The sequence below is a fragment of the Micromonospora sp. DT228 genome (assembly GCF_049841595.1).
GTDB lineage: Bacteria > Actinomycetota > Actinomycetes > Mycobacteriales > Micromonosporaceae > Micromonospora.
The window spans coordinates 29,930-43,897 of sequence record NZ_JBNCKO010000025.1 but is presented as its reverse complement, the minus strand read 5'-3'; the positions used below and the strand labels follow the sequence as shown (position 1 = coordinate 43,897).

Annotated in this window: 9 protein-coding genes; all 9 read right to left on the bottom strand. The window is 70.9% G+C overall.

All coding sequences use genetic code 11. The annotated features are described in order from the left end of the window. Window position 1: 1 nt before the first annotated feature. Window positions 2–832: an ABC transporter permease gene (locus ACLQ29_RS32445; RefSeq protein ID WP_425775190.1), complete on the bottom strand. Its 831-nt coding sequence runs from the start codon at window positions 830–832 to the stop codon at window positions 2–4. Further along, window positions 829–1,986 (bottom strand): ABC transporter ATP-binding protein, encoded by a 1,158-nt coding sequence (locus ACLQ29_RS32440; protein ID WP_425775189.1) that lies wholly within the window; start codon window positions 1,984–1,986, stop codon window positions 829–831. Before ACLQ29_RS32440 ends, ACLQ29_RS32445 begins: the two co-directional genes overlap by 4 nt. 48 nt (window positions 1,987–2,034) lie before the next feature. Beyond that, complete coding sequence (locus ACLQ29_RS32435) at window positions 2,035–3,057, bottom strand: extracellular catalytic domain type 1 short-chain-length polyhydroxyalkanoate depolymerase (RefSeq protein ID WP_425775188.1); 1,023 nt, start codon at window positions 3,055–3,057, stop codon at window positions 2,035–2,037. A gap of 117 nt (window positions 3,058–3,174) precedes the next feature. Then, a complete protein-coding gene (locus ACLQ29_RS32430) occupies window positions 3,175–4,725 on the bottom strand; it encodes a hypothetical protein (RefSeq protein WP_425775187.1) in 1,551 nt (516 codons plus the stop codon). Window positions 4,726–5,050: 325 nt separating this feature from the next. Continuing rightward, complete coding sequence (locus ACLQ29_RS32425) at window positions 5,051–6,013, bottom strand: sulfotransferase (protein WP_425775186.1); 963 nt, start codon at window positions 6,011–6,013, stop codon at window positions 5,051–5,053. Window positions 6,014–6,039: 26 nt separating this feature from the next. Beyond that, window positions 6,040–6,879, bottom strand: a complete 840-nt coding sequence (locus ACLQ29_RS32420; protein WP_425775217.1) for an alpha/beta fold hydrolase — start codon at window positions 6,877–6,879, stop codon at window positions 6,040–6,042. Between the two features lie 2 nt (window positions 6,880–6,881). Next, window positions 6,882–7,226, bottom strand: a complete 345-nt coding sequence (locus tag ACLQ29_RS32415) for an acyl carrier protein (protein WP_425775185.1) — start codon at window positions 7,224–7,226, stop codon at window positions 6,882–6,884. 38 nt (window positions 7,227–7,264) lie between these two features. Further along, window positions 7,265–12,067 carry a beta-ketoacyl synthase N-terminal-like domain-containing protein gene (locus ACLQ29_RS32410; protein ID WP_425775184.1) on the bottom strand — a complete coding sequence of 1,601 codons (4,803 nt, stop codon included), beginning with the start codon at window positions 12,065–12,067 and terminating at the stop codon, window positions 7,265–7,267. 70 nt (window positions 12,068–12,137) lie between these two features. After that, window positions 12,138–13,968 (bottom strand): SDR family NAD(P)-dependent oxidoreductase (locus ACLQ29_RS32405; protein WP_425775183.1); only part of this gene is annotated, 1,831 nt, incomplete at its 5' end.

Genomic DNA, 13,968 nt, shown 5'->3' with positions numbered 1-13,968 from the left:
TTTACTGGACGGCACGCCGACTGAAGCTTCGTACGCTGGTGACCGTGACCATCGCGGCCATCCCGGTCAGGACCAGCAGACAGACCCAGGCCGGGATGTGCGCGACGCCGGGCAACATGGCACCGCGTACGCCCTCGGACACGTAGGTCATCGGGTTGAGGGCGGTGACCGTCTGGAACCACGGCATCGAGGAGAGTCGCGGCCAGGGGTAGTGGATGCAACCGGTCCAGATGATCGGGGTCACGACCAGTGAGAACGTGATGTTGATCCGTTGGATGGGCAGAATCATCGCCAGCGTCATGCCGATGCCGCCGCCGATCCATCCGCCGAGCAGGACCGTCAGCAGGACCATCGGTAACCGTCCGGGCTGCCACGGTGCCGAGCCGACCATCAGTGCGCCCAGCGGGTAGATGAGGGCCGCGGCGATGAGCCCGCGCAGCATCGCGACCACGAGCTTGCCGACCGCGACCAGGTTCGTCGACAGCGGGGCGAGTAGCCGGTCCTCGATCTCCCGGGTGAAGCCGAACTCCTTGACCAGTGGCAGCGCGACGCTCTGCAACGCCGTGGTGAGCGCGGCGAGGGCGATGATGCCGGGCAGAAACAGGTCGGCGAAGTTCCGGGCGACGATGCCCTGCCCGCCGAGCACCTTGACGAAGACGAAGAGCATGAACAGCGGGGTGAGCCCGACCTGGACCAGGATGACCCAGAGTTCCTTGCCGGTCACCAGCAGGTCCCTGCGCAGGATGGCCAGGAAGACCCGGTGGGCGCTGGGTCTCGTGGGCGCGGCCGTGGTGCTCGTTGCCGCAACCGGCGGGGCGTCGAGGTCGGTCACCGTGGGTCCCTTCCGGTCAGTCCGATGAAGACGTCTTCGAGGCTCGGCTCGGCGATGTGGACGTCGGTGAGGGTCGCCAACCGTGTGGTCAGGACGGTGAGTGCTGGCCCGAGCACGGTGGCGGGGTCGGCGGCGAGGTGCAGCCGGATCCGGACGCGCTCGCGCCCGCCCGGGTCGGGGGCGAGCGTGGCGACCGCCCGCTCCCGGGCCAGCGCGGCCAATGCCGCGGGCGCGCCCGCGCCGAGCCCCGAGCCGCCACCGAGGCCACCACCGAGGCCACCACCGAGGCCGAGGCCGGAACGGAGTTTGGCGGCCCCGGCGCCGGGCGGCGGCGCGGCGGCGAGCCGTTCACCCTTGCGTACGCCGGGGACCTCGGAGAGCGCAACCAGCAGCGCGTCCGGCGCGTCCAGCGCGCCCGGGGTGACCGTCAGGTCGAGGATCGATCGTCCGGCGAGGCCCCTGACCAGGTTGCCCGGCGTGTCCAGGGTGAGCAGCCGACCGCGGTCGACGATGCCGACCCGGTCGACCAGCGCGGCGGCCGCGTTCATTTGGTGAGTGGTCAGGACGACAGTCACACCGCGTCCACGCATCTCGCGGATCCGGCTCCAGATCAGCCGGCGGGACTGCGGGTCGAGGCCGTTGGTGGGCTCGTCGAGGAAGAGCACCGCCGGTTCGTGGATCAGCGCACGGGCGATCATCAGCCGTTGCACCATGCCGCCCGAGTACGCCTCGATCCGCTTGTCGGCCCGATCCGTCAGGCCGAAACGGTCCAGCAGCGCATCGGCCCGGGCGTTTCGTACGGTGCGGCCGACGCCGTGGTACGCGGCGTGGTACAGCAGATTCTGTCGTGGCGTCAGCGACCGGTCCAGGTTGTTGTGCTGGGGTACGACGGCCAACTGGGCACGGGCCGCGACCGGGTCACCGACCACGTCGAGCCCGCCGACCAGCGCCCGGCCCGCGGACGCCCGCAGCCGGGTGGTGAGGATGCCGATGGTGGTCGACTTGCCGGCACCATTCGGTCCCAGGAGCCCGAAGACCTCGCCGGGGGCCACTGTGAAGGACAGCCCGTCCACGGCTGCGGTCGTGCTCCCGGGATAGCGCTTGACGAGGTCGGTGACCTCGACCGCGGGCGGGCTGGCACCACTACTGGCCATCTGCTGCTTCCTCTCCTGAGCTGTCGGACGGATGGGCGCCGGTGCGGTTCAGCCGCCGGTTCGGGGGTGTGCGTCGAAGAAGCGCCAGATGGTCTCGGTCGCGTTCGGCGCGGTCGCGGGTGGATCCAGGCTGAGACGGCGTTGCGCCGCCGGTGCGGGGCCGCTGGCGCCTGGCCACTGGTGGCCGGCGTGGTCAACGGTGACCAACTCGACCGCCCGCCCCCCGGGACAGGTGGCGACCGAGGTGCTGACCGGGCCCGAGGCGGTCGTCGCCGGCGCGCCGCATCCGTCGATCGTCCGCCACTGGCCGAGCAGGTCGGGGATGGGCGGACCGTCGATCTTGACCGGATTGCGTCCGGTCCCGTCGTTGTCCCGCTTGCCCGGGCCACCGTCGAACGGCACTGTCTGGTCCGCCCTTCCGTGAATGTGGATCACGGAGATCGGCGTCGGGGACGGGCACGTGCCGAGTTGGGTCGCCGCCACCGGCCCGATCGCGGCGAACAGCGTCGTGTCGCACGCCAGGCGGTATGCGAGCATCCCGCCGTTGGAGATCCCGGTGGCGTAGATCCGGGTGCGGTCCACCGGAAGCTGGTCGGCCACGGTGGCCACCAGTTGCTGGATGAAGGCCACGTCGTTCACGCCGTCGCGGGCCGGTGGGCCGCAGCAGTCCGGGCTCACCGCCCAGGAACGGCTCAACCCGTCCGGATACGCGACGACGAAGCCCGCCCGGTCGGCCTGGGCGTTCCAGCCGTAAGCGGTCTCCGCCTGGCTGCCGGTGCCGAGCGCGCCGTGCAGCATGACCACGAGCGGCGCCGGGGTCGACCGGGCGAGGTCCGGCGGCAGGTAGAGGCGGAAGCCGCGCTCCTGCCCGTCGACCACGAGGGTGTGCGTCGAGGTGCCGCTCGGCATGGTGGACACCGGTCCGACGTCGTGCGGCTTCGGATCGTCCCGGAACATCCCGCAACCGGCCAGCAGGGTGAGCGCTCCGACGAGCGGCAGGACCGCGAGCAGGTGTCGCCACCGGCCATACCGAGCCGAACGACCAGTCCAAGATCTACTAATTTCCATCATATTCGCACCATGGCATAGGGATGTTCGGGATTTGTAAGGATCCGTACTGGATGGTGTATATGTGCAGGTTTGGCTCCGCCCGTGGCTGCCCACGACGCGACGGACGGAGCCAACCGGCTAACAGTGCTTCACGCTGAGCTGGATCAGCTCCCAGCCGCCCTCGGGAACGTCGTCGTCGGGGTCCGTACGCAGGTTCATCGGATTGGCCATGCCCAGGTAGAGGGTCGACCCGTCGGCGATCATGTTGCGGATCCCGTAGTTCAGGTAGTTGCCGAGCCCGCTGTTGTCCACCACCGTGGCCGGCTTGCTGGTCGAGTCGAACACGAACAGGTCCCCGCCGTAGACCGGCGCCGGCGGGGGGTCGTCGGCCAACACGGAGGCGTCGCCGAACTCCGCTGCGGCTGGGCCGGTGACACCCAACAGCCCGGCGGTGTCCTGGCCCAGGTCCTTGGAGATGTAGCTCCAGTCCATGGTGCCCACGTAGAGTTTCCCGCCCGCCACCGCCATCTTCCAGGTGTAGTTGTTGTAGGGGTTGCCCATTCCGGACGGGCCGTACAGCGGGGTGTAGCCGGTCGAGGCGGCGGCCCAGAGGCCCGTGCCGCCGTTGCCCGCCGGGTCGTAGGTGGGCAACTGGGGTGCGCCGTACAGCAGGTCCACCCGCTGGTGCGGGCCGCCGAAGCTCTTACCTCGGAAGATGCTGATGGCCCGCTGCGTGCTGCGTACCGTCGCGCGCAGCGCGGCCTCGTCCGCCGGTGGGTAGGTCGCGATGTGCACGGTGGTCGCCTTCATCGGCACGTGCATCGTGCCCCAGTAGAGATAGCCGTTGAAGGAGGCGAGCCCACCCAGGGCGTAGGTGCGGGCCACGACCGGGTCGGGCTCGTACCCGTCGACCGACCAGACCTGGGTCCAGCTGTCGGCGTCAGCCGGCGTGAGGCCGCGTTCCCCCTGCGACAGCTTCGGGCTCATCCACACCCCGGCGACCCCGGACAGCGGCTCGTCGGTCGTGCCGGGCACGGCGGCAGCCAGGGCGTCGTCACCGGAACCAGTCCAGGTCGTCACGAAGATCCGCCCGTCGTGCACGGTGAGGTCCGCCGCCTGGGCCGGCAGGTTCGCGACCTCGACGAAACTGAACGGGTTGCTCCGGGAGCCGGTCCAGCGCAGCACGTGTCCCCGGTTGCCGCCGTTCGCGCCCACCCCGACGCCCGCGTAGAGCGCGCCGTCGGCCACCACGAAGTGGCGGATGTTGCCGTACGCCGGCAGGTTGATCGAGCCGAGGAAAGCGCCGGTGCCGGTGTCGAAGGCAAACAGGTTGATGCTCTCGCCCAGGGCGGGCCCACCCAGGAACGCCACCCCCTGATGGGTGCCGGCGGCCCGGATTCCGGCGGTAGTGCTCAGCCGGTTGGCGTCGGTGGTGGAGGCGTTCTTCACCGCGTCGGTCTTCTCCGTCAGCCGCCGCGAACGTTTGTCGTACGTGTACAGCCGAGGCGGGCGATGGTCGCCAAGAGTGGCGGGCAGGGTCGGGTTGCGTTTCGCGATCTGGCTCTCGCCGTACTCGCACACCCAGTCGTCGTTCAGGTTCGGTGTCGTGTTGCGCAGGTTGCGCCCGCTGGTCATGCAGTTGACGTTCGCTCCGGTGCCGAACCACAGGCTCTGCTCGGTCTGGGTCATGCCCCACAGATAGGACTGGTTCACCTTCGACTGGCCGGTAGCGCACGGAGGACCGGGTGGATAGGCCACACCGACACCGGCGAAGCACTCGTCCGGGGTGCCCTTCCCGATTAGCTTCCGCTCGTACCTCGGCTGATGTCCGGCCGCGGCTGGCGCATCCGTCCCGATCGCTGCGGCAGCGGCCGACGCCGGTGCCGCGAGCACGTACAGCAGTCCCAGTACGGTGGCCGCGGCGAGCGGTCGCCGGCCCGACATCCGGAATGTCTTCACAAATGGTTCCTCTCGTTCGACGGAGTCATGACGATCGGTGGGGCACGATCGCGGGTCAGGCCGCGGCGACCTCGCGGGACCGAGCGGGACCGGCCACCCGTCCGGCGACCCGCCGTGCCCAGTCCGCCCCGTCCTCGAACTCCAGGAACCGGGCCAGCAGGCCGAGCTGCCCGACCGGGTCGGCGACCAGGTCCTCGTAGCTCATCCGGTGCAGATGTCGCGGAGGCAGGTCGGTGAGCGCCTGCTCGGCCTGGCTGGTCAGAAACGCGCTCAGACCGAGATAGCGGCGCAGGTCCTGGCCCCGATCTCGGAGCAGGTCGGCGGTGAGCCGGTCCGGCAGGTACCGTTCCAGATCCGCGGGCACCGACTGGCCGGGCTCGATCCGGAACGGATCCAGCCCACACCGGCCGAGAAACTCCACCCGAAGCTGGATCAGCTGGAACGACGAGTGCCGGCTCATCGAGCGGGCGGTCGCCTCCCGGTCGCGAGTCAGGTACACCACCTTTGCCTCGGGAAATGCCCGCAACAGGTACGGAGCGACGTGGCTCGACCCGCCGGACCGCTCGACCCAGCGCCGCTTGCCGGTCACCACCGCGAGCAGGTCGAGGAACATCCGGTGGTGATCGCCGACCGACTGCGTCGGGAAGTCCGGCACCCGCTCGGCGAGCTGGTCGAAGAGGCGGTCCGGGTCGGTGGTCAGCTTCGACAGGGTGATGGCGAGGATCCGCGGCAGCTCGGTCATCCGGTCCGCCCACCGGCCGGTCAGCGGATAGCGCACCTCCTTCGGTGGCAACCCGATCCGGAAGAGGGTGGCGAGTTCCGCTTTGGGGCTGCTCAGCACCGCCCAGTACGCGGCCCCGGTAAGCACCTCGGAACTGCGCGCCCAGGGCGCGACGGACATGAAGAACTCCTGCGCCGAGAGAGTCTCGGGCTGCTCCGCGATCAGGTCCGAGAGCAGCGTCGAGCCGCACCGGCCGTTGCTGATGATGATCGACCTGCCGGGGACCGGGGTGTCCATCCGAGGACCTCCTGCACGTTGGGTTGTCACGGGGCGGTGGCCACCGGGGCCACCTCGACGGAGCACTCCTCGCGGAGCCAGGCCAGGACCAGCCGGCGGACCGCCTCCGGCCGGTCGACCAGGACTGTGTGTTTCTCGCCGGGTAGGACCACGGTCCGCGTCTGCGGTAGCAGCCGGACCACGGCCGGTGCCAGTTCGACGACAGCCGAGTTCGCGCCGTAGAGGCAGAGCACCGGTACGCCGATCGCGCTGATCTGCGCGGAACTGGGCAGGGCGCTGGCCGGTAGGTCCCGGGCCAGCGTGGTCGCCACGAGCATCTCGCCGGTGTCCCGGGCCCGGCGGGCCACCCGTGCCCCCCGACCGGCGCTGATCTTCGCCAGCGCCTCCGGCCGGGGCAGGAGGTCGGCGGCCCGGTCCAGCCGGCGCGCGACCCGGGCCATCCACGCCGGGGTCGGCGGCGAGGACTCGATCGCCGCGACGGAGGCGACCCGGTCCGGGTGGCGGGCCGCGTACGCAAACGCGATCGTCCCGCCGAACGAGTTGCCGAGCAGGTGCACCGGAGCGGTGACGTCGAGTGTGGTCAGCATTGCCGACAGGTCGTCGACGAAGTCGTCGAGGGTGTAGCCGGTGGGCGGGCGCTCACTGTGGCCGTGCCCCCGCAGGTCGTACATCAGCACCCGTAGCCCGGCGTCGGCGAAGGGCTTGGCCAGTGTGAAATACCAGCTCGCGAGGCTGTCGGAGGCCATCCCGTGGATCATCACGAGGGTGGCCGGTCCAACACCCCGGCCAGCGCCGACCTCGCCCGGCCCTCCGGCCGGTGGTTCGAGGTGTTCGACGTGCACGTCGATCCCGTTGGCCCGGATCATCGTCACGAGCGGACCGCCTCGACCGCGATGGGGCTGGCGTCGGCCGGCGTGTCCCGGGGGGACTCGGCCACGTCGAGGGAGTGTGCGATGTGCTCGACCAGTTGCCCGACCCGCAGCTCGCCCACGGTCTCCAGATCCAGTTTGGCGACGAAGTGCGCGAAGTTGACGGTGTTGCCGTAACGGGCCTGCAGCCGACCGGCGAGGGAGACGACGTCGATGCTCTCCATGCCGAGGTCGTCGCGGAAGGTGGTGTCCATGGTGATTGGTGCATCGGCGGCGAAGTCCCCGAGCACCGCTTGGACGATCTGAGCAAGCTCGGTGAGGATGTCGGCGTGCGAGGCGGCCATGGGTTGTACTCCTTCGAATGGTCGGGAGTGGATGCCGGTCACGGCTGATCGGCCCCGGTCTGCGGGCCCCAGGTCCAGGCGACGACATATCGTCGGGGCGGTAGGTCTTCGGGGTTTCCGATCTCGCGGTGCTCCACCGGGTAGCTCCGGTCCCCGACGAGGACGGTAAGCACCGTGGCGGTGGCGCTCTTCACGACGAACCGGCGCGGGCGCCCGTCGAGTCCGGTCCCCTCCGCCTTGCCGACGGCCTCCTTGGCGGTCCAGAACCGGGTGAACCACTGCCGCCGGTCTTCGGCGTTGCCGGCGAGCGAGTCCAGCAGGGCGATCTCCCCGTCGGTCAGGGCGATACCCAGGGTGCTCTCCGGATGGTCGGTGATCTCGGCGACGTCGATGCCGACGCCAGGTGCGTCGGGTGGCGACGCCGGACCACGGGGTTTCGCGATCGCGACGCCGATCTCCGCGCAGTGCGCCAGCGAGACGTCGCAGTCGCGCAGGTCACGCCCCGGACGCCCGGACACTCGGGGTCGACCGTCCGGATCGTTGCCGACCGTCAGCTCGATGGGGTAGATGTCGCTGTGCCCGTCCTCCCACAACCGGAACCGGACGGCGTCCTTCACCGCGATCCGGCCCAACAGCCACTGTTTGCGGGATCTGGCGGGCTGCCGTTCGTAGTCCTGGTACGCGGCCGAGCCCAAAATGCCGCGGGCGGCCATGCCCTGGGTGACCAGGTCCGTCCAGCAGTCGAAGGCCATCGTCCAGCCCTCGGGCTGGATCAGCGACATCGGATGCCGCTCGGGGAACCGTTCCGCTGGCCGCGCCTGCGGATGGCTGTCGAAGCGCCGGTCCACCGCGCCCTCGATCTGTGCCCACACCCGGTCGTCGACCACCAGTTGGGTGTCCGCGACGAGTTGGGCGTCGTCGATCGAGCGCACCCGGGCGACACACTCGAAGGCCGTACCGGGTGCCGGCGGGGGACCGAAGTAGCGGATGTGGCCCAGGCCCACGGGCAACGCAACGGTACGAAACGGCTGTGTGGTGATGAGCCAGTTGCCGATCAGCTGTAGTGCGTTGTCCAGCAGCGCGCCCGGCGGCACGGGTGCGGTGACCACACCCCGTACGTGCATGTCACCGAGGGCGTGTACGGCGGTGACGCCCTGGAACTGGGGGCCGTGGAACATCAGCCGCTCGGCGTACATCTCCTCGGCGCTGATCCGTGGCGGCCGCTCGGTCGCGGGATCGTGCCGCCACACCTCGGGCGGGTCCACCGGATAGTCCGCGGCGAGTTCCACAGTCGACCGTGCGTACGGGCCGAAGGTGACCGAGACCAGGCCGTCACCTGTCGGCCTCACCGCGATCTCGACGTCCTGACCCGGCTCGGCGATCAGCCAACGATTGAACCGAGCGTCGCGTACGGCCACCGCCCGCATGCCCGGCATGGCCTGCTCCGCCGCGTCGACCATGTGCTGCACCAGAGTGGTAGCCGGCACCACCGGCCACCGGTCCTCCACGTTCGGCCAGTCCGGTGGCTGGACGAAGAAACAGTGATCTCTCAGGTACGGCATGCTCTCGACGGAGACCCGCAACGTGAACCGCCGAACCGTACCCGGGTCGCCGTTGCCCGCGCTGCCGCTGGCCGCCTTGCCGGTGTCGACCCCGATGGCCGGACCGATCCCGTTGCCGGCGTTGCCGATGCCACGGCCGCCGGGGGCGGCGGTTCGGGAGGATCCGGCAGGCTGGGCGACCGGGGGTTGTCCGACACCCGGGCGCGGCACCACCGGCGGCGCCGGTCGGGCGGCGGCGTCCAAGACGTTCACCGCGTCCCGAGCCGTGTCCTGCAACAGCGCGGCGAGTTCGGCCGCCGCGCTGGACCGTCCGGTCAACCTGTGCAGGGCGGCAAGCGCCGCCGCCGGGTTGGTGCCGGTACCCGCCGGCTCCGGCTGGCGTCCCGCCCCGAGCGTGGCCGACGCGCCGATCGGAACGACCGTGCCGTACTCCGGCGGACCGGCGGTCGGGTGGCTCGGCCGGGTGCCGTCCACTGATACGCCGAGCAGACCGGCGGCGCCCGCCCCGAGCCGGACCAGCGGCCCACCGAGGTCCAGCGGAATCGACGGACCACGGCGTACCGGTTGCGCTGGTGTCTTCGTCAACGGCGGGTCGAGCGCGGTCAGGTTCGGGCTGCCACCCTCCACCCAGATCGCGGTGGCGACCCGGCGGAGCTGGTTCAGCCCGCTGCGATGCTTCACGTTCACCGGCATCGCGAGATGATCACGCCCGCGCAGGTTGTCGCTGATCAGCGAGGCGAGCTGTCCCGCACCGACCTGGAGGAAGACCCGTACCCCGGCGTCGTACATCGCTGCCACGGTCTGACGGAACCAGACCGGCTCCATCATGTGCCTGACGAACAGGGCGTTGACCTGCGCCTCGTCAGCGGGGAACGGTGCCGCCAGGGTCGCCGACCAGACCGGTATCCGGGTCGGGTGTACCTCCCACCGCCGCAGCGCGGCGCCGATCGATTGTAGGCCGTCGACGAACACGGGAGTGTGGAAGGCCGACCGGAACGGCAGCTTCTGACACAGCACGTTCTCCGTACGCAGGGCCTCGACGAGTCGGTCCACCTGGGATTCGGGGCCGTTCACCACCGACTGCGCCGGAGCGTTGTCGTGGGAGAGCAGCACCCCCGGGAAGTCACCCAGCATCGGGGTGACCCGGTCCGCGCCAGCTCCCACGGCGGCGAAGACGTATCCGGAGACCTCGACCGAGTCGGCGTTGAACAGTTCCAGGAATTCGTCCATCGCCGCCGTGCTGATCTGTCCGCTGGTCGCCGCGGCGGTCCACTCGCCAATGCTGTGTCCGGCGACCGCGTCCGGTAGCACGCCGATGTGGCGCAGCGCCTCGTCGAGCAGTTTGCCCACCTCGATCAGCCCGGCGCCGTGCCGGCCCAGGTCTGCCGCGGACCACTGCCGGTCCGGCAGTCCGAGGTGCGCGGCGATATCCGCGGTACGTGGCGCGAACTCCGCCTCCAGGCCGGGGAAGACGAAGGCGAGGCGCCCGGCGCCGGCGGCCAGCAGCGGCGACGGGCTGAACCAGATGTCCCGTCCACCCCGCCACGCCTGTCCGCGGGCCACCGTCTTGCGGGCGACGGCCAGCAGCTTGTCGGTCGGGTCGACGATGCCGATTCGGCACGGCTCAGCCCCGGTCGCGGGCCTGTTGCTCCGGGCCCGTTCGACGCCGAGGGCCCGTACCTCATGGTCGTCGCGGGACAGCAGGCCGGCCAACCGGACCGGGTCCGGCGCGGCGAGCCAGAGCACCTGGTCCGGCTCGGTCACCGCAACCGTCGAACCGGCCACGGTCGAGGCCGCGCCTCCTCCGACATCCGCTCCATTCGCCGCCAACGGCTGCCCGCCGGTCGGCCGGTTCCGTACACCGGCGGGCTCGGGCGCCTGCTCGATGATGACGTGTGCGTTGATGCCGCCGAAGCCGAAGGCGTTCACCGCGGCGCGGCGCGGCCCGTCGCTCGTCCAGGGCTGGGCGGTCGCGATCGGGGCGAACCGGGTCGCCGCCATCTCCGGACGTGGATCGTCGCAGTGCAGCGTGGGCGGCAGGACTCCCCGGTACACCGCCATCGTGGCCTTGATCAGGCCGGCGATCCCGGCGGCTGGCATGGTGTGCCCGATCATCGACTTGACGGATCCGATCACCGGGCGCGGCCCGTCGCCCGAGTGCGGTCCGAAGACCTCGGCGACCGAGACCAGTTCCGCCGCATCGCCGGTCGGGGTACCGGTGCCGTGCGCCTCCAGCAACCCCACCGCGTCCGGCGCGGTCGGGTCCAGCCCCGCCGCCTCCCAGGCCCGCCGGATGGCCAGCACCTGTCCGGAGGAGGCCGGGTTGAACATGCTCGCCGAGCGGCCGTCGCTGGACATCCCGCTGCCCCGGATGACGGCGTACACCCGGTCGCCGTCCCGGACGGCGTCGGACCACCGCTTGAGTACGACCACACCGGTGCCCTCGCCGATCAGCAGGCCGTCGGATTCCCGGTGGAACGGCCGGCTCTCACCGCGCCTGGACAGCGCCCGCAACTGGTTGAACACCGACCAGAAGCTGATGTCGTGGACGTGGTGCACACCACCGGCCAGGACGGCGTCCAACCGCCCGCTGGTCAGCTCGGTGATCGCCTGGTCGACCGCGATCAGCGACGAGGCGCAGGCCGCGTCCAGGGTGTACGCCGGACCGCGCAGGTTGAGCCGGTTGGCCACCCGGGACGCGGCCAGGTTCGGCACCAAACCGATGGTCCCCTCCGGCTGGTACGGGCCGAGCCGCTCGTCGAACTTCTCGCGTACCAGGTCGAGCCGGCTCTGGTCCAGCTCCGGGATCAGTTCCCGCAGCACCTGGATGACCTGGCTCGACATCCGCACCCGTTGGGCGTAGCGGGCCTGAGCCGGACTGAGGATGCCGCCCCGCCCGAGGATCACACCCACCCGGTCGCCGCCGGGCAGCCGGTCTGCGCCGCCGGCGTCGTCGATCGCGGCGGCGGCCACGTTCAGGGCGATGAGCTGGTCCGGTTCGATCTCCGCCACCGAGGCGGGCATGATGCCGAACCGCAGCGGCTCGAAGGTCGCGAACTCGTCGACGAACCCACCTCGCCGGCAGTACATCCGATCCGGCCGGTGGGCCTGCTCCGGGTCGTAGAACTCCTCGTCCCACCGGTGCGGCGGCACGTCGGTGATCGCATCCACCCCGTCGATGAGATTGCGCCAGTAGCTCTCCAGGTTGCCGGCGGCGGGCATCACCGCCGCCATCCCGACGATCGCGACCGGGTCGCTCCGATCGGTGCTCGTGTTCATCTTCGACCTCTCGCTCCACCGTCGACGGGCGTACCGGGTGCACGGCGCGGGTGCCGCACGCGCTGATCGATCACCAGCCGGAGGCGGTGTAGACCACGGAGTTGATCTTCGGGTCGCCCCAGGCCAACTCGCCCAGCAGGCTGAAGGCACCCGCCTCGGGGTCGATCAGCTCGATGCCGCGGCGCGCGTACTCCCGACTCAGCTCGTCGGTGACCATCCCGCCGTGCCCGGCGCCAGGTGCCCACGGGCCCCAGTGCACGGTCAGGCAACGGTTGCCGGTGCTGGCCGCCCAGCGGGCGCCGATCGCGTCGATCGCGTCGTTCGCCGCGGCGTAGTCGCCCTGGCCGCGATTCCCGTACGCCGCGGCGATGCTGCCGAACAGCACCACGAACCGAGGCGGCGAGTGCAGCTCGTCCAGGCCGGCCAGGACCGAACGGGCACCCTCCACCTTGGTGCCGAACACCCGGGCGAACGAAGCCGGGTCCTTCTGCGCGATCAACTTGTCCTCGATCACGCCGGCCGCGTACACCACGCCGTCGACCCGACCGTGCCTACGTTCGGTGTCGAGCAGCAGGCTGCGGATCGCCGACGCGTCCCGCACGTCGACGGCGTGGTAACGCACCTCGCTACCCAGTTCCCGCAGTTCGGCGAGGGTCGTCTCGACCTCTCGGGCGGCCAGGATCGCCTGCGCGGTGTGTTCGATCTGCGCCGGTGACCGCAGACCCCGGCCGGCGAGCGCGGCACGCAACGACGCCTTGTCCCGGGCCGACACCAGGTCCGGATCCTCCGGCTCGGTCGGCAGCGGTGTGCGGCCGACCAGCTCGATCCGGCAGCGGCTCGCCATGGCCACCGTGCGGGCGAACCAGGGCGTGATGCCGCGTGCCCCGCCGACAAGCACCACCACCGAATCCCGGTCGAGGCCGATCGCCGCCGCCTCGGAGGCGCCGTCGCCGGCCGGCCCGGCACCGCTCGTCGCGACCGCACCCAGCGCCACCGGTGCGAGGTCGACAGTTGTCCGCTCGGTCTCGCGCCGTACGACGACCGGTGTGTCCCCGGCGACCAGCAACTCGTCGACCAGGTGTCGGGCGATCTGCCGCGGGTCGGCGGCACCGTCGACCTGGACGTACCTGGCCGCGACCTGTGGATATTCCCGGGAAATGGTACGGAACAGGCCGGCCAGGCCGTCGCTACGTTCCGTACCGCCGACCGGTCCTGCCGCGAGCAGCCAGCGGGGACCGGCCGCGAGCGCCTGCTGGAGGAACGGGAAGATGTCGGGCAGCAGGGGTGCTCCGGCGACGTCCAATCCGTCCAGCAGGATCAGCCCGTCCAAGCCGGCGAGCTGGTCGGCCTGCCTCTCGTCCACCACACCCGTCTGCCCGGCCGCGCCCTGCTCCTGGAGCAGTTCGGCGAGGTACGCCAGCGCCGGGCTGGCACCGGTGATGAGGAAACGTGTTCCGGCGAGCACGTCGACCGGCTGCCCGGCCAGCGGGGCGCCGGTGTCCGCGCCGGGAGGTCCCGCGATCACCGTCGCCAGGGGCAGCAGTCGCTTCGGTGTGATCCCGGCCCGACCGGTGGCGGTGACCGACACGGTGGGGACTGGCGCGGGTGCGCTGGCCGGGCTCGTCGTGGCCAGGGCCGCGGGCGCTGCTGCGGGTGGTGCCACCATCGGTGTGGGTGCGGCGAGGGCGCGTGGTGCGGGCGGCGGGGCCAGTGTGCCGTTACGCGGCGACGGTGCCGCCACGGCCACCGCCTGCGTCTTCTGGTTGAGCCAGTCGACCATTGTGCGTACGGTGCGGGCCTTGACGAGGTCTTCGAGTTCGGCTTCGTCGCCGTCGACGGCGAGGCCCAGTCGTGCGGCGACTTCGCCGGCGACTTCGGCACGTTTGATGGAGTCGATGCTG

Bases quoted from the DNA above. Each gene is read 5' to 3' on its own strand.
- ACLQ29_RS32440 (WP_425775189.1), bottom strand. From the start codon at position 1,986: ATGGCCAGTAGTGGTGCCAGCCCGCCCGCGGTCGAGGTCACCGACCTC.
- ACLQ29_RS32435 (WP_425775188.1), bottom strand. From the start codon at position 3,057: ATGATGGAAATTAGTAGATCTTGGACTGGTCGTTCGGCTCGGTATGGC.
- ACLQ29_RS32430 (WP_425775187.1), bottom strand. From the start codon at position 4,725: ATGACCCAGACCGAGCAGAGCCTGTGGTTCGGCACCGGAGCGAACGTC.
- ACLQ29_RS32425 (WP_425775186.1), bottom strand. From the start codon at position 6,013: ATGGACACCCCGGTCCCCGGCAGGTCGATCATCATCAGCAACGGCCGG.
- ACLQ29_RS32420 (WP_425775217.1), bottom strand. From the start codon at position 6,879: ATGATCCGGGCCAACGGGATCGACGTGCACGTCGAACACCTCGAACCA.
- ACLQ29_RS32415 (WP_425775185.1), bottom strand. From the start codon at position 7,226: ATGGCCGCCTCGCACGCCGACATCCTCACCGAGCTTGCTCAGATCGTC.
- ACLQ29_RS32410 (WP_425775184.1), bottom strand. From the start codon at position 12,067: ATGAACACGAGCACCGATCGGAGCGACCCGGTCGCGATCGTCGGGATG.